Origin of the sequence: Pseudomonas sp. NPDC090755 (genome assembly GCF_044769005.1) — a bacterium.
Taxonomy (GTDB): domain Bacteria; phylum Pseudomonadota; class Gammaproteobacteria; order Pseudomonadales; family Pseudomonadaceae; genus Aquipseudomonas.
In genome coordinates, this window is record NZ_JBIVXC010000012.1 from 146551 (window position 1) to 160367 (window position 13817).

At 61.1% G+C, this 13817-nt stretch carries 18 protein-coding genes, 1 tRNA gene and 1 pseudogene; 4 read left to right on the forward strand and 16 right to left on the reverse strand.

Annotated features, from left to right (window positions below; translation table 11 throughout):
• Positions 1–152 precede the first annotated feature (152 nt).
• From ACIQUS_RS18355 to thrS, 10 genes and pseudogenes are all read right to left on the reverse strand, one after another.
• Positions 153–610: pseudogene (locus ACIQUS_RS18355) on the reverse strand (transposase); the annotation flags it as partial.
• Positions 611–760: 150 nt separating this feature from the next.
• Positions 761–837: transfer RNA gene (locus ACIQUS_RS18360), tRNA-Pro, on the reverse strand.
• 94 nt (positions 838–931) lie between these two features.
• Entirely contained in the window at positions 932–1288 is a 357-nt protein-coding gene (locus ACIQUS_RS18365) for a MerR family transcriptional regulator (protein WP_403049376.1), read from the reverse strand.
• Positions 1269–1571, reverse strand: coding sequence for an integration host factor subunit alpha (gene ihfA, locus ACIQUS_RS18370; protein WP_002553164.1), 303 nt, complete (start codon positions 1569–1571; stop codon positions 1269–1271). The genes ACIQUS_RS18365 and ihfA overlap by 20 nt, the downstream gene beginning before the upstream one ends.
• A gap of 3 nt (positions 1572–1574) precedes the next feature.
• Positions 1575–3950: a phenylalanine--tRNA ligase subunit beta gene (gene pheT / locus ACIQUS_RS18375; RefSeq protein WP_403049379.1), complete on the reverse strand. Its 2376-nt coding sequence runs from the start codon at positions 3948–3950 to the stop codon at positions 1575–1577.
• A gap of 35 nt (positions 3951–3985) precedes the next feature.
• Positions 3986–5002: a phenylalanine--tRNA ligase subunit alpha gene (gene pheS / locus ACIQUS_RS18380; protein WP_403049382.1), complete on the reverse strand. Its 1017-nt coding sequence runs from the start codon at positions 5000–5002 to the stop codon at positions 3986–3988.
• A gap of 107 nt (positions 5003–5109) precedes the next feature.
• Positions 5110–5466, reverse strand: coding sequence for a 50S ribosomal protein L20 (gene rplT, locus ACIQUS_RS18385; protein ID WP_095159233.1), 357 nt, complete (start codon positions 5464–5466; stop codon positions 5110–5112).
• 28 nt (positions 5467–5494) lie between these two features.
• Positions 5495–5689, reverse strand: coding sequence for a 50S ribosomal protein L35 (gene rpmI / locus ACIQUS_RS18390; RefSeq protein ID WP_009394045.1), 195 nt, complete (start codon positions 5687–5689; stop codon positions 5495–5497).
• Between the two features lie 60 nt (positions 5690–5749).
• On the reverse strand, positions 5750–6301 hold the full coding sequence (gene infC / locus ACIQUS_RS18395; RefSeq protein WP_403049466.1) for a translation initiation factor IF-3: 552 nt from the start codon (positions 6299–6301) through the stop codon (positions 5750–5752).
• Entirely contained in the window at positions 6301–8223 is a 1923-nt protein-coding gene (thrS, locus tag ACIQUS_RS18400; RefSeq protein WP_403049385.1) for a threonine--tRNA ligase, read from the reverse strand. Before thrS ends, infC begins: the two co-directional genes overlap by 1 nt.
• 143 nt (positions 8224–8366) lie before the next feature.
• On the opposite strand from thrS, the gene ACIQUS_RS18405 reads away from it, so the two are divergent.
• The 3 genes from ACIQUS_RS18405 to ACIQUS_RS18415 all read left to right on the forward strand — a co-directional run bounded on the left by ACIQUS_RS18405 (position 8367) and on the right by ACIQUS_RS18415 (position 9233).
• A complete protein-coding gene (locus tag ACIQUS_RS18405) occupies positions 8367–8525 on the forward strand; it encodes a hypothetical protein (protein WP_403049388.1) in 159 nt (52 codons plus the stop codon).
• 27 nt (positions 8526–8552) lie between these two features.
• Entirely contained in the window at positions 8553–8861 is a 309-nt protein-coding gene (locus ACIQUS_RS18410) for a hypothetical protein (RefSeq protein WP_403049391.1), read from the forward strand.
• A gap of 159 nt (positions 8862–9020) precedes the next feature.
• The gene (locus ACIQUS_RS18415) at positions 9021–9233 is read left to right on the forward strand and encodes a cold-shock protein (RefSeq protein WP_007956027.1); all 213 of its coding nucleotides are present in this window, start codon (positions 9021–9023) and stop codon (positions 9231–9233) included.
• A gap of 172 nt (positions 9234–9405) precedes the next feature.
• Here the strand turns inward: ACIQUS_RS18415 and ACIQUS_RS18420 are convergent, their stop codons facing one another.
• Together ACIQUS_RS18420 and ACIQUS_RS18425 are read right to left on the reverse strand one after the other, a co-directional pair.
• Complete coding sequence (locus ACIQUS_RS18420; RefSeq protein ID WP_403049395.1) at positions 9406–9720, reverse strand: I78 family peptidase inhibitor; 315 nt, start codon at positions 9718–9720, stop codon at positions 9406–9408.
• A 130-nt stretch (positions 9721–9850) separates the two neighbouring features.
• On the reverse strand, positions 9851–10153 hold the full coding sequence (locus tag ACIQUS_RS18425) for a hypothetical protein (RefSeq protein WP_403049398.1): 303 nt from the start codon (positions 10151–10153) through the stop codon (positions 9851–9853).
• A gap of 194 nt (positions 10154–10347) precedes the next feature.
• Here ACIQUS_RS18425 and ACIQUS_RS18430 point away from each other — a divergent pair, with 194 nt between their 5' ends.
• Positions 10348–10542: a hypothetical protein gene (locus ACIQUS_RS18430; RefSeq protein WP_403049401.1), complete on the forward strand. Its 195-nt coding sequence runs from the start codon at positions 10348–10350 to the stop codon at positions 10540–10542.
• Here the strand turns inward: ACIQUS_RS18430 and ACIQUS_RS18435 are convergent.
• Genes ACIQUS_RS18435 through ACIQUS_RS18450 form a run of 4 tightly spaced genes read right to left on the reverse strand, consistent with a single transcriptional unit; the run spans position 10526 to position 13816 of the window.
• The gene (locus ACIQUS_RS18435; protein WP_403049404.1) at positions 10526–11470 is read right to left on the reverse strand and encodes a nucleoside hydrolase; all 945 of its coding nucleotides are present in this window, start codon (positions 11468–11470) and stop codon (positions 10526–10528) included. The two genes, ACIQUS_RS18430 and ACIQUS_RS18435, sit on opposite strands and share 17 nt — an antisense overlap.
• Positions 11471–11875: a D-ribose pyranase gene (gene rbsD / locus ACIQUS_RS18440; RefSeq protein WP_403049407.1), complete on the reverse strand. Its 405-nt coding sequence runs from the start codon at positions 11873–11875 to the stop codon at positions 11471–11473.
• Entirely contained in the window at positions 11872–12780 is a 909-nt protein-coding gene (gene rbsK / locus ACIQUS_RS18445) for a ribokinase (protein ID WP_403049410.1), read from the reverse strand. The genes rbsD and rbsK overlap by 4 nt, the downstream gene beginning before the upstream one ends.
• 13 nt (positions 12781–12793) lie before the next feature.
• Entirely contained in the window at positions 12794–13816 is a 1023-nt protein-coding gene (locus ACIQUS_RS18450) for a LacI family DNA-binding transcriptional regulator (protein ID WP_403049413.1), read from the reverse strand.
• Between the last annotated feature and the right edge of the window lies 1 nt (position 13817).

Consider the following 13817-nt stretch of genomic DNA (forward strand, 5'->3'; position numbering starts at 1 on the left):
ATCGCTGATTTCGACATCGTTCGTATCCGGAAAGTTATCGCCTGAACTGATTCGACGGTCGGTAGGAGTTCGGAGACATTCGCGGTGCGACCAGGTGAGCGGAATGCAAGAGTATTTAAGGGTCAATCCGAATCGCCCTGAATTCTTTAGACAACTCCATCACTCTCCAGCCAAGAATACTTGATCAAATACAGCAATCGCTGGTCGTCTTTAGCGCGTGTAGATTGCGGCTCTGATAACCAAGCGTAATAGTCACTGGGATGGACTTTCAGCGTCAGGCAAAGCCTTCGAATGGAATAGTCGCCCGCTCGCTGCTTAATAAAGGCGTACTTCAGCCGCACTCCTTGGCAAAGTACGCGGCGGCCTTTTTAAGATGTCTCGCTCTTCACTAACTCGCTTGAGTTCCGCCCGCAGGCGGCGGAGTTCAGCGTGCTGATCGTCGTATTGCTGCCGTTCTTCCTGAGGTTTGCTGTAGCGCTTGATACAGGCATAGAGGCTATGAGGCGACACGCCAAGACGCGCCGCTACATCGGCGACAGCCAGTTTCTTTTCGGTCACTTGATTGACTGCTTGGATTTTGAATGCTTCGGAGGTAACGCGGGTTGCTCATAGCACCTCCAGATTGGCCTCATGTTACGGCATGGAGGTGTCTACGAAACCCGGGGCGATTCATGGTGGGGTAAACATCAGATCAACTGAAAAACACACGCCCATAAAAAAATCCAGTCACCGCTAAGTGACTGGATTTTTTAGGGATTTTTGGTCGGGACGGAGTGATTCGAACACTCGACCCCTTGCACCCCATGCAAGTGCGCTACCGGGCTGCGCTACGCCCCGAATCATTCTCGATGCTGCTGAGAACTTTTAAGAATGTAACCTAACCTTTTGAATTATGGAAGCATTTTTTCCAAAATTCTCTAACCGATCACGGTCACTTCTTCAACACCCCCAACACATCCTCCAACTCAACAATCATCTGCCGAATCAGTTGCTTGTACTGGGTAGTGTCATCCTTGGCCTCATCTCCGGAGAGGCGCAAGCGCGCCCCGCCGATGGTGAAGCCCTGGTCGTACAGCAGCGCGCGGATCTGGCGGATCATCAGCACGTCCTGGCGCTGATAGTACCGCCGGTTGCCGCGGCGCTTGACCGGGTTGAGTTGCGGGAACTCCTGCTCCCAGTAGCGCAGCACGTGCGGTTTGACCGCACAAAGCTCGCTCACTTCACCAATGGTGAAGTACCGTTTGCCTGGAATCGGCGGAAGCTCGTCGTTATGACTTGGTTCCAGCATAGGCCTCAACTCGGGCTTTCAACTTTTGCCCCGGACGAAAGGTGACGACTCGACGCGCCGTGATCGGGATTTCTTCCCCGGTCTTGGGGTTGCGGCCCGGCCGCTGGCGCTTGTCACGCAGGTCGAAATTGCCGAAACCGGACAATTTGACCTGCTCGTTGTCTTCAAGAGCGTGCCTGATTTCCTCAAAAAACAGCTCAACCAATTCCTTGGCCTCGCGCTTGTTCAGGCCCAGCTCCTCGTACAGCCGTTCGGCCATCTCAGCTTTCGTCAGAGCACCCATACGCTATTTCCTTAACGTGGTGTTCAACCTTTGTTCGAGCGAGGTGAGGATGTTCTGGGTCGCAGTGTTCACCTCTTCGTCATTAAGAGTGCGCGATGGATGCTGCCAGGTCAAGCCGACTGCCAGGCTTTTTCTATCAGGATCAATGCCTTTACCCTGGTAAACGTCAAACAGTCTGAGGTCTGTCAGCCATTCACCTGCATTGTCACGAATTACTTCAAGCACCGAGCTCGAAGCTACATCACGTCCTGCGACTAAGGCCAGGTCACGACGTACTTCCGGGAACTTCGACAGTTCGCTGAACTTCGGCAGGCGACCTTCAACCACTTCGCCCAGGACCAGCTCGAAGACGAAGACCGGACGGTCCAGGCCCAGGGTCTTGGCCAGTTCCGGGTGGATGGCGCCCAGGTAGCCGACTTCGCGACCGTCACGCTCGATGCGAGCGGTCTGGCCCGGGTGCAGCGCTGGGTGCTTGCCTGGGACGAAGGTGAATTCGGCCAGGGAGCCTGCGTAACCCAGTACGGCTTCAACGTCAGCTTTGGCGTCGAAGAAGTCGATGCCGTCACGGCCGTTGGCCCAGCCTTCCGGCAGGCGGCTGCCGCAGACGACGCCGGCGAGCATCGGCTGTTGCTTGAGGTCGCCCAGCTGGCCGACGAAGCGCAGGCCGCTTTCGAACAGGCGCACGCGGTCTTGCTGGCGGTTGAGGTTGTGTTGCAGCGCCTTGACCAGGCCCGGCCACAGCGAGGCGCGCATGGCAGCCATGTCGTTGGAGATCGGGTTGGCCAGCAGCAGCGGCTCGATGCCCGGGCTGAACAGTTCGAACAGTTTCGGGTCGATGAAGCTGTAGGTGATGGCTTCCTGGTAACCACGGGCGACCAGCAGGCGACGCAGCTCCGGCAGTTCGCCACGGGCTTCGGCCTTGGCCTGCGGGGCCAGGCGCGCTTGCGGGTAACGGACCGGCAGGCGGTTGTAGCCGTACAGGCGGGCCAGTTCTTCGATCAGGTCGACTTCCAGGCTGATGTCGAAGCGATGGCTTGGTACTTCGACCTGCCACTGCCCTTCGCCAGCGGTGGTTTTCAGGCCCAGGCCGTTGAGCAGTTGCTCGACTTCGGCGCTGGCCATTTCCATGCCCAGCATCTGGGTCAGGCGCTCGGCACGCAGGGTGATCGGTGCGACGTTCGGCAGGTCGGCTTCGCTCGACACATCGATGACCGGGCCGGCTTCGCCGCCGACGATCTCCAGCAGCAGGCCGGTGGCGCGCTCGATGGCTTCGCGGGCGAGCTGCGAGTCGACGCCACGCTCGTAGCGGTGCGAGGCATCGGTGTGCAGGCCGTAGGAACGGGCTTTACCGGCAACGGAAATCGGCTCGAAGAAGGCGCTTTCGAGGAACAGGTCGCGGGTAGTGGCGCTAACGCCACTGTGCTCGCCACCCATCACGCCGGCGATGGCCAGGGCGCGGCTGTGGTCGGCGATGACCAGGGTGTCGGGACGCAGGGTCACTTCCTGGCCGTCGAGCAGAACGAGCTTCTCGCCCTCCTCGGCCATGCGCACGCGGATGCCACCGTTGATTTCGGCGAGGTCGAAGGCGTGCATCGGCTGGCCCAGTTCGAGCATCACGTAGTTGGTGATGTCGACGGCGGCGTCGATGCTGCGCACGTCGGAGCGGCGCAGACGCTCGACCATCCACAGCGGCGTCGGGCGCGACAGGTCGACGTTACGGATGACACGGCCCAGGTAGCGCGGGCAAGCCGCTGGAGCCGAGACTTCAACCGGACGCACTTCGTCATGGGCGGCGGCAACGGCCGGCACTGTCACGCGAGTGACCGGTGCGTCGTACAGGGCGCCCACGTCACGGGCAAGGCCTGCAATGGACAGGCAGTCGCCGCGGTTCGGGGTCAGGCCGATCTCGATGCTGGCGTCGTCCAACTGCAGGTAGGCGCGGATGTCTTCGCCCACCGGGGCGTCGGCGGCCAGTTCCAGCAGGCCGTCGTTTTCTTCGCTGATCTGCAGTTCTGCAGCCGAGCACAGCATGCCGCTGGACTCAACGCCACGCAGCTTGGCTTTCTTGATCTTGAAGTCGCCCGGCAGTTCGGCGCCGATCATGGCGAACGGGATCTTCAGGCCAGGGCGCACATTCGGCGCGCCGCACACTACCTGGAAAGTCTCGCTGCCGTTGCTGACCTGGCACACGCGCAGTTTGTCGGCGTCGGGGTGCTGTTCGGTGCTCAGCACCTCACCGACGACGATGCCGCTGAATTGACCGGCGGCCGGGGTGACGCTGTCGACTTCGAGGCCGGCCATGGACAGACGAGCGACCAGCTCGTCACGGGATACCTGCGGGTTGACCCAACCGCGCAGCCACATTTCACTGAATTTCATGCTGTTCTCCTGAAAGATGCGTTACGGGTGCGGACCTAGCGAAACTGCGCGAGGAACCGCAAGTCGTTGTCGAAGAACAGACGCAAATCGTTGACGCCATACCGCAACATCGCCAGGCGCTCGGCACCCATGCCGAAGGCGAAGCCCTGGTACTCTTCCGGGTCGATGCCGGACATGCGCAGCACGTTCGGGTGAACCATGCCGCAGCCCATGACTTCCAGCCAGCCGGTCTGCTTGCACACGCGGCAGCCTTTGCCGCTGCACATCACGCACTGGATGTCGACTTCAGCCGAAGGTTCGGTGAAGGGGAAGAAGGACGGACGGAAACGCACCGCCAGTTCCTTTTCGAAGAACACCCGCAGGAATTCTTCGATGGTGCCTTTGAGGTCGGCGAAATTGATCCCGCGATCGACCAGCAGGCCTTCGACCTGGTGGAACATCGGCGAGTGGGTGATATCCGAGTCGCAGCGGTAGACGCGGCCCGGGCAGACAATGCGGATCGGCGGCTGGCTGGACTCCATGGTCCGTACCTGCACCGGCGAGGTGTGGGTACGCAGCAGCATGTTGGCATTGAAGTAGAAGGTGTCGTGCATTGCCCGGGCCGGGTGGTGGCCGGGAATGTTGAGCGCTTCGAAGTTGTGGTAGTCGTCTTCGACCTCAGGGCCTTCGGCGATGCCGTAGCCGATGTGGGTGAAGAACTGCTCGATGCGCTCCAGGGTGCGGGTGATCGGGTGCAGGCCACCGGTAGTCTGGCCACGACCTGGCAGGGTCACATCAATGCATTCGGCCGCCAGACGAGCGCTGAGCTCGGCTTCTTCGAAGGCCGCCTTGCGTGCGTTGAGCACCTCGGTGACGCGCTCCTTGGCGTCGTTGATCAGCGCGCCAACCTTTGGCCGCTCGTCGGCAGGCAGGTTGCCCAGGGTCTTCATCACCTGGGTCAGTTCGCCCTTCTTGCCAAGGAATTGAACCCGGATCTGTTCCAGGGCATTGATGTCTTCAGCGCGCTCCACGGCCTCCAGGGCTTGAGAGACCAGCGCATCCAGGTTTTCCATGTACAGACTCCAGATACGAAATAGGGGAAGAGCTTACAGGCTCTTCCCCTATCGATGACGTTTAACATTCGCTGCCGCGAACGGCAGCGAATGATTGTCGCGGGTACTTAAGCCAGGACGGCTTTAGCTTTCTCGACAATCGCAGCAAACGCCGCTTTTTCGTTCACTGCCAGATCAGCCAGAACTTTACGGTCGATTTCGATCGACGCTTTTTTCAGGCCAGCGATCAGGCGGCTGTAGGACAGACCGTTGATACGCGCACCAGCGTTGATACGAGCGATCCACAGAGCGCGGAACTGACGTTTTTTCTGGCGACGGTCGCGGTAGGCGTATTGGCCTGCCTTGATGACCGCTTGCTTGGCAACACGGAATACGCGCGAGCGTGCGCCGTAGTAGCCTTTAGCCAGTTTCAGGATTTTCTTGTGACGCTTACGAGCGATGACGCCACGCTTTACACGAGCCATGAGTAACTTCCTCTATCTTTGACCGAAATTAACGTACGCGCAGCATGCGCTCGACTTTTGCAACGTCCGACGGGTGCAGCAGGCTGCTACCACGCAGTTGACGCTTACGCTTGGTCGACATTTTGGTCAGGATGTGGCTCTTGAAAGCGTGCTTGTGCTTGAAGCCCGAAGCGGTTTTCAAGAAACGCTTCGCTGCACCGCTTTTGGTTTTCATTTTTGGCATGTTCGGATACTCCGCATTCAGTGGATAAACATAACCGCAAGGCCTGCCGTGCCCTGGTGGTTATTTCTTTTTCTTGGGGGCGATGACCATCATAAGCTGGCGTCCTTCCATCTTCGGATGCTGCTCAACGGTGCCGTATTCGGCGAGGTCAGTTTCAACCCGCTTCAACAGCTCCATGCCCAGCTCCTGGTGAGCCATCTCACGGCCACGGAATCTCAGAGAGATCTTGGCCTTGTCCCCATCACTAAGGAAACGTACCAGGTTGCGTAGTTTTACCTGGTAATCCCCTTCCTCCGTCCCTGGACGAAACTTGATTTCTTTAATCTGGATCTGCTTCTGGTTCTTCTTGGCCTCGCTGGCCTGTTTCTTCTTCTCGAACAGGTGCTTGCCGTAGTCCATGACCTTGCAGACCGGCGGTACCGCGTCTGCAGAGATCTCTACCAGATCCAGCTTCGCTTCTTCAGCGATACGAAGCGCTTCATCAATCGAGACGATGCCAATCTGCTCGCCGTCAGCGCCAATTAACCGAACCTCGCGTGCCGAGATATTCTCGTTGATCGGGGCTTTCGGTGCAGTTCGTTTATCGTTTCTCATTTCACGCTTAATGGTAATTACTCCGATTCTTGGCGACCACGCCGGGAAACCGACTGCGCAAGGAACTCCGCGAACTGGGCGACCGGCATCGAGCCAAGGTCTGCGCCTTCTCGGGTACGTACGGCGACGGTTTGCGTTTCGACCTCACGATCCCCTATAACCAAAAGATAAGGGACCTTGAGCAAGGTATGCTCGCGGATTTTAAAGCCGATCTTCTCATTTCTCAAGTCGGACTTGGCACGGAATCCGCTTTCGTTGAGAGTTTTTTCAACTTCCAGGGCGAATTCGGCCTGCTTGTCGGTGATATTCATGACCACCGCCTGGGTTGGCGCGAGCCAAGCCGGGAACGCACCTTCGTAGTGCTCGATCAGGATTCCGACGAAACGCTCGAACGATCCGAGGATGGCGCGGTGCAGCATTACCGGGTGCTTGCGGCCGTTGTCTTCGGAGACGAACTCGGCGCCCAGGCGGATCGGCAGGTTGAAGTCCAGCTGCAGGGTACCACACTGCCAGACGCGGCCCAGGCAGTCCTTGAGCGAGAACTCGATCTTCGGACCGTAGAAGGCGCCCTCGCCCGGTTGCAGGTCGTACGGCAGGCCGGCGCTGTCGAGCGCGGCAGCCAGGGCGGCTTCGGCGCGATCCCACAGCTCATCGGAACCCACGCGCTTTTCAGGACGGGTGGAGAGCTTCATTTCGATGTCTTTGAAGCCGAAGTCGGCGTAGACATCCATGGTCAGCTTGATGAAGGCGGCGGACTCGGACTGCATCTGCTCTTCGGTGCAGAAAATGTGCGCGTCGTCCTGGGTGAAACCACGCACGCGCATGATGCCGTGCAGGGCACCGGACGGCTCGTTACGGTGGCAGGCACCGAACTCGGCCAGGCGCAGCGGCAGCTCGCGGTAGCTCTTCAGGCCCTGGTTGAACACCTGCACGTGGCACGGGCAGTTCATCGGCTTGATGGCGTAGTCGCGGTTTTCCGACTGGGTGGTGAACATGTTGTCGGCGTAGTTGGCCCAGTGGCCAGACTTTTCCCACAGCGAACGGTCGACAACCTGAGGCGTCTTGATCTCGAGGTAGCCGTTCTCGCGCTGGACTTTACGCATGTACTGTTCCAGTACCTGGTACAGGGTCCAGCCGTTGGGGTGCCAGAACACCATACCCGGTGCTTCTTCCTGGAGGTGGAACAGGCCCAGGCGCTTGCCGATCTTGCGGTGGTCGCGTTTTTCCGCTTCTTCGATGCGCTGGATGTAGGCGGCCAGCTGCTTCTTGTCGGCCCAGGCGGTGCCGTAGACGCGTTGCAGCTGCTCGTTCTTGGCATCGCCGCGCCAGTAGGCGCCGGACAGCTTGGTCAGCTTGAACGACTTGAGGAAGCGGGTGTTCGGCACGTGCGGACCGCGGCACATGTCGACGTATTCTTCGTGGTAGTACAGGCCCATGGCCTGTTCATCCGGCATGTCCTCGACCAGGCGCAGCTTGTAATCTTCGCCACGGCTCTGGAACACGTCGATCACCTCGGCGCGCGGGGTGACCTTCTTGATGACGTCGTAGTCCTTGTCGATCAGCTGCTGCATGCGCTGCTCGATCGCCGCCATGTCGTCCGGGGTGAAAGGACGCTCGTAGGCGATGTCGTAATAAAAGCCTTCGTCAATGACCGGACCGATGACCATTTTCGCGGTCGGGTACAGCTGCTTGACCGCGTGGCCGACCAGGTGGGCGCACGAGTGACGGATGATCTCCAGCCCCTCTTCGTCCTTGGGCGTGATGATTTGCAGGCGAGCGTCGTGTTCGATCAGGTCGCAGGCGTCGACCAGCTTGCCGTCGACCTTGCCGGCCAGGGTGGCCTTGGCAAGGCCTGCGCCAATGGATGCGGCGACTTCGGCTACGGATACGGCCTTGTCGAAAGTACGTTGACTGCCATCGGGAAGAGTAATAACGGGCATGGCGCCTCCTCTCCTAGTGGTGACCCCTACCAAAGGTCACGTGGGTTGGGATGAGCCAGTACGCGATCCGCCCCTGTCTTTGCTGACGCAAAGCCTGCCTCACAGTGGCAGAAGCCCGAAGGCCTGCCAGGGAACGAACCAGAGTGACTGGAATAAAAAAACTGGGCGCTCTAAGCCGCAAGCTGCATGAAAAAGCTGGCGGCGAGCTTGAACTGCGCATGCTAGCACAAAGCTTTGCGGCGATTGCGGGGAACTTGAATGGAAATTTTCCGTTCAGAGCTTCTGAAGCGTCCTACTCTTGAGAGACCCGCCCCAAGGAGTGTTTGGCTATGCGACTTCAGTCCCTTTTGGCCCTGGCGGCCACCTCTGCCCTGCTACTGCCGCTGGGCGCCCATGCCGGGAAGCTGCCAGGTGGTTACCTCGAGGCCTGTGTTGCCAATGCACAGCAAGTGAACAAGGCCATGACCACGGACCAGGCGACAAAGCATTGCGATTGCGCCGGCAAGGCGATCGAGAAAAATTTCTCCGACGATGAAATTGCCGATCTGGACAGCAAGGACGGCATCGATGCCAGGACAATGCAGCGTGCCGAGACGCTGGTGAAGCGCGTCTGCCCGCCCGAAACCCAGAAAAAATAAGCCTTTGGGCCAATAAACTCGCGCTATTTTGCTCCAGATCAGCAATCTGCGCAGGTAAAAGGGGCTACAAGCCCATAATTAGACTATGATGGTGGCGTGCACCCTGTTGGCCTCGGCAACACCGCACTACTGAAAATCATGTTTCCTGGAGATACACCCATGTCTAATCGCCAAACCGGCACCGTAAAATGGTTCAACGATGAGAAAGGCTTCGGCTTCATCACTCCACAAGGTGGCGGCGACGACCTGTTCGTTCACTTCAAGGCTATCGAAACCGACGGTTTCAAAAGCCTGAAGGAAGGCCAGACCGTTTCCTTCGTTGCCGAAAAAGGCCAGAAGGGCATGCAGGCTGCACAAGTTCGTCCAGAGTAAGTTCTGAGCGAATAAAAAAACCCGTCCTTGTGACGGGTTTTTTTGTGCCCGGATTTCGGGTGGCGGCGCGCTCTATCGCCGGATATGCCGGCTCCCACACAGGTACCGGCCACACAACCGCCCCTGTGGGAGCTGGCATCGCCAGCGATGGGCTGCGAAGCAGCCCGGGTCATCAGCCGCAATGAACGCCGGTGACCACACCCTGGGCATTAGTGTTGAGGTTCAGGCGCTCGGAGCGGTACTCCAGGGTCATGACATCATTCGGCCCGACGGCACGGGCCAGCTGCGAGCCGCTGGCCTTGCGGGCCTGCTCGACCAGGGCCGGCGACACCTGCTTGCCCACGGCAAACCCGGCACCGCTGGCCTGGCAACGGCCGTCGCTGTTGGCCGCTTGCGGCTCAGATGCCTTCGACGACGTGCCGCCCGTGCCGCTGCAACCGCTCAACACGGCGACCGCCAACAGGCCCATCAATGATGCACGAAACATGAATCCTCCTTTGAATACGGGAATGCTGTCCGTTGGACAGCCTCGCTGGTTTTTCGTTGCAAAACCCGTCAAGTCTGCCTGAGCCAGCGCCCCCAGGTAAAAATGCAATCGTCACGGAATTTTGCACAGCTCAGTACAGGTCGATGTAGTCGCTCGACGGTTTCGGCCAGTTGCGCTGCAAGGCGGTGAACACCTGCTGCACCCAGCGCTCGTCGGCCGCCGCCGCTTCACCGACGCATCCCGAGCCTGCCGCCCAGGTTTCCAGACGAAAGGCCAGGCCGTCCAGCTCGCGACCACCCACCACCTGGGACAGCCAGGCGACGCCGCCACGACTGACGCGCAACTGGTTGTGCTGGGCATTGTTACCATCAGCCAGGAGGCTGCGCACTGCCTCAAGCGTGAACTGTTCGGGATTGTTCAGATCGATTTGCACGGTCAGGCTCCGACCTGCTGAAAACCATTAGTTTGCCACGCCCACTGCCCTTATGCCTAAAGTCGCAGTGCCGCGGCAGGCGCCGCCATGATTTACTACACACTTGGGGCGCCGTGCAGACAGGCCGGGCCCTTCAAACGCCAGGGCCCGGCATTTGAACCCATTGCGCGCGCAGCATTCATCCGGACGACGTCATGACAAGCCACACCATCGATGCCGACATCAAGGTCAAATGGGCCGAGGGCCAGAGCGCCTACAGCCCCGCCACCGCCGAAGAGTTGATGCTGATTGCCATCGACCTGCTGGTCAAGGACCTGGGTAACGAAGCGGCACGCGAATTCGTCGAGAAGGTCCTGGAACACCACACCCACGCTACGTCAGGCGCGTAAGCCGCGCACTGAGCAGGTCGAAAAAGCCCTGGGCGTCGGCACGGGCGATCCATGTCACGTTGGCAGGCTGCTGCAAGGCGCCGTACCAGTCGGCAATGCTCTGGCCGAAGGTCGGGCCTTCACGGCTGTCGACCTGCAGGTGGATCTGCCGGCCCTGGAACAATTGTGGCTTGAGCAGGTAGGCAATCACACAGGCATCATGCACCGGCCCGCCCGGCAGGCCGTAACGCGCCATGTCGGCCTTGATATAGGCCTCGAGGATGGCGACCACCCGCTGGCTGGCCGCATTGTTCACGGCCTTGAGTTGCGCCAGCCGTGCTTCACTGGTCAGCACCTGGTGGGTGGCATCCAGCGGCAGGTAGGTGAGCTTGACGCCGCTGCCCAGCACCACCTCGGCCGCATGAGGATCGGCGAACAGGTTGAACTCGGCCACCGGGGTGATGTTGCCGCCATTGAAGTGGGCGCCGCCCATCACCACCACTTCCCTGATGCCTTTGACGATCTCCGGGGCCTGGACCAATGCCAGGGCCAGGTTGGTCTGTGGACCGAGCATGGCCAGGGTGATGCTGTGAGGCTCGGCATTGCCCAGGGTGTCGACCAGGTAGCGCACCGCGCTGCCTTCGGCCAGCCCCTGCCCGGGCTCGTACACCTCGACACCCGGCAGCCCCTCGTCACCATGGATGTCTTGCGCGTAAACCGGTGTGCGCTGCAACGGCGCGGGCGCCCCGGCGTACACCGGAATGCCTTCGCGCCCACCCCACTCCCGCGCCAGCCGGGCATTGCGCGCAGCCTTGTCGAGGCACACATTGCCGGCCACGGTAGTAATGGCGCGGATCTTCAGCTCATCGGGTGATGCCATGGCCAGCAGCAAGGCCACCACGTCGTCGGCACCCGGGTCGGTGTCGATAATCAGGTCGATGGGCGCCATCTAGAAGGTAACCCCCGCGACCAGGGCGATATTGCTGTAGGGCTTGCACTCGCCGGTACGCACCACCGCACGGGCGCCCCGGCACAGCTGCTTGAACCCGGCATGGTCGATCAGGTTGCGGGCGCCGAGCTGGCCGTGGGCATGGCACTGTTCGATGGTGGTCAGGCCCGGTGGATTGGCCTTGAAGATTTCGTCGGCGAGCACATGGCTTTCCACCTGCATTTCGCTGAGTACGGTGCGAAGGGTGCTGGCAAAGTCGGGAATCCCGGCGGTCAGCGCCAGGTCGATGAGTTCGACGCCCGGCGGTACCGGCAGGCCGGCATCGCCAATCACCAGGATATCGCCATGACCCAGGGAGGCGATGACCCGCGACAGGGCAATATTGAGCAGCGGCGTCTTTTTCATGGTTGCACCTCGGCCAGGTAAGGGATCGACGGCTGGGCGCCGGCGCGGGTAACCGACAAGGCGGCGGCACGCTGGCCAAAGGCGATGGCCTCGCCCTCCTCCACACCTCGCGCCAGGGCAGCGGCGAAGCCCCCGACAAAGGTGTCGCCCGCCGCCGTGGTGTCCAGCGGACGGACCACCGGCGCCGGGAAGTGCTGCACGCCCCGGGCACTGGCAAACAACGCACCCTGGGCACCGAGGGTGACGATCACGTTCCTCGCCCCCAGGCTGCGCAACTGGTTGGCTGCGACTTCGGCGCTGGTCAGGTCGTTCACTACTACGCCGGTCAGGGCCTGGGCCTCGCTTTCGTTGGGAATCAGGTAGTCGATGGCGCCGTACCAGTCCTGGGGCAAGGGGCCGGTGCACGGCGCCGGATTGAGGATCACCGTCTTGCCCAGGGCACGGCCACGCGCCAGGGTATGAGCGACGGTCGGCGGCGGCACTTCCAGCTGGCAGATGATCACCTCGGCGCCTTGCAGCAGGGCATCGAAGGCTTGCACCGATTCGGGCAACAACTGGCCATTGCCGCCGGGAATGATGACGATGGAGTTCTGGCTGCTGGCATCCACCACGATCAGCGCCAGGCCGCTGGACACGCCGGCGCACACCGCCACGCCCTGGCAGTCGATGCCCTCGTCGAGCAGGGCCTGGCGCAGCTGCTGGCCGTAGGCGTCCTCACCGACGTTGCCGATCATCGCCACCGGCGCGCCCAGGCGCGCCACCGCCACCGCCTGGTTGGCGCCCTTGCCGCCCGGTACCGTGGCAAAAGATTCGCCCGCCAGGGTCTCGCCGGCACGCGGCAAGCGTGGGGCGCGGGCCACCAGGTCCATGTTCAGGCTTCCTACCACCACTACCTTGGCTTGCATGTTCGGCTCGCTCTCAGCGGTAATCATTGAACAGGTCGGGGCGCGGCGCGGTGGACTCGCGCAGCACGATCTTCGGCGCGACGATGCGCTGCTCCGGGGCGCCACGCAGTGGCTGGGCGATGCGCGACAGCAACAGGGCCGCCGCACTCTCCCCCAGCTCACGAATCGACTGGCCGACCGTGGTCAGCGCCGGGAACACGTAGCGGCTGAGCTGGATATCGTCGAAGCCGATCACCGACAGCTCATTGGGCACGCAGATGTTGCGCTCGGCGGCGGCGCGCAACACCCCGATGCCGATCATGTCGTTGCCGGCAAAAATCGCCGTCGGCCGCCGGCCTTCCAGCAACGGCACCGCAGCGGCATAACCGCCCAGGCTGGTGAAGTCGCTGCTGACGATACGGTCTTGCCCCACCGTCACGCCGGCCTCGGCCAGGGCGCGCTGGAAACCGGCCAGACGCAATTGCGCGGTACTGGTGGTGGCCGGCCCGCCGATGCAGGCGATGTCGCGATGGCCCAACTCCAGCAGATGACGCGTTGCCAGGTAGGCACCCTGTTCATGATCGATGCTCACCAGGTCCGCCTCCACCCCTTCCAGGGCGCGGTCGACGATGACCATTGGGGTGCGCACGCTGGCCAGGCTTTGCAGCAGGTCGCTGTCTTCGCCCACCGAGGCGACGATCAGACCGTCGATGCGTTTTTCCAGCAGCACGCGCAGGTAGCTGCGCTGTTTTTGCGGGTTGTCGTCGGAGTTGCAGAGGATCACGCAGTAGCCGTTGCGCTCGCAGCCGTCCTCGATACCCCGGGCCAGTTCCGCGAAGTACGGGTTGACCGCGTTGGGCACCAGCAGGCCGATGGTGGCGGTGCTGCGCGCCTTGAGCGAACGGGCCACGGCGCTGGGCACGTAGTCGAGCTCGGCGATGGCCGCCTCGACTTTCAGGCGCACCTGCTCACTGACCGGACGGGTCTTGTTCAGTACATGGGACACGGTGGTATAGGAAATACCTGCCAGTGCCGCGACATCTTTGATGGTTGCCATT

Bases quoted from the DNA above. Each gene is read 5' to 3' on its own strand.
- ACIQUS_RS18430 (WP_403049401.1), top strand. From the start codon at position 10,348: ATGACAAGCCACACCATCGATGCCGACATCAAGGTCAAATGGGCCGAG.
- ACIQUS_RS18435 (WP_403049404.1), bottom strand. From the start codon at position 11,470: ATGGCGCCCATCGACCTGATTATCGACACCGACCCGGGTGCCGACGAC.
- ACIQUS_RS18450 (WP_403049413.1), bottom strand. From the start codon at position 13,816: ATGGCAACCATCAAAGATGTCGCGGCACTGGCAGGTATTTCCTATACC.
- ACIQUS_RS18410 (WP_403049391.1), top strand. From the start codon at position 8,553: ATGCGACTTCAGTCCCTTTTGGCCCTGGCGGCCACCTCTGCCCTGCTA.
- rplT (WP_095159233.1), bottom strand. From the start codon at position 5,466: ATGGCTCGTGTAAAGCGTGGCGTCATCGCTCGTAAGCGTCACAAGAAA.
- ihfA (WP_002553164.1), bottom strand. From the start codon at position 1,571: ATGGGTGCTCTGACGAAAGCTGAGATGGCCGAACGGCTGTACGAGGAG.
- pheT (WP_403049379.1), bottom strand. From the start codon at position 3,950: ATGAAATTCAGTGAAATGTGGCTGCGCGGTTGGGTCAACCCGCAGGTA.
- ACIQUS_RS18415 (WP_007956027.1), top strand. From the start codon at position 9,021: ATGTCTAATCGCCAAACCGGCACCGTAAAATGGTTCAACGATGAGAAA.
- rbsD (WP_403049407.1), bottom strand. From the start codon at position 11,875: ATGAAAAAGACGCCGCTGCTCAATATTGCCCTGTCGCGGGTCATCGCC.
- ACIQUS_RS18365 (WP_403049376.1), bottom strand. From the start codon at position 1,288: ATGCTGGAACCAAGTCATAACGACGAGCTTCCGCCGATTCCAGGCAAA.
- ACIQUS_RS18420 (WP_403049395.1), bottom strand. From the start codon at position 9,720: ATGTTTCGTGCATCATTGATGGGCCTGTTGGCGGTCGCCGTGTTGAGC.
- rbsK (WP_403049410.1), bottom strand. From the start codon at position 12,780: ATGCAAGCCAAGGTAGTGGTGGTAGGAAGCCTGAACATGGACCTGGTG.
- thrS (WP_403049385.1), bottom strand. From the start codon at position 8,223: ATGCCCGTTATTACTCTTCCCGATGGCAGTCAACGTACTTTCGACAAG.
- pheS (WP_403049382.1), bottom strand. From the start codon at position 5,002: ATGGAAAACCTGGATGCGCTGGTCTCTCAAGCCCTGGAGGCCGTGGAG.
- rpmI (WP_009394045.1), bottom strand. From the start codon at position 5,689: ATGCCAAAAATGAAAACCAAAAGCGGTGCAGCGAAGCGTTTCTTGAAA.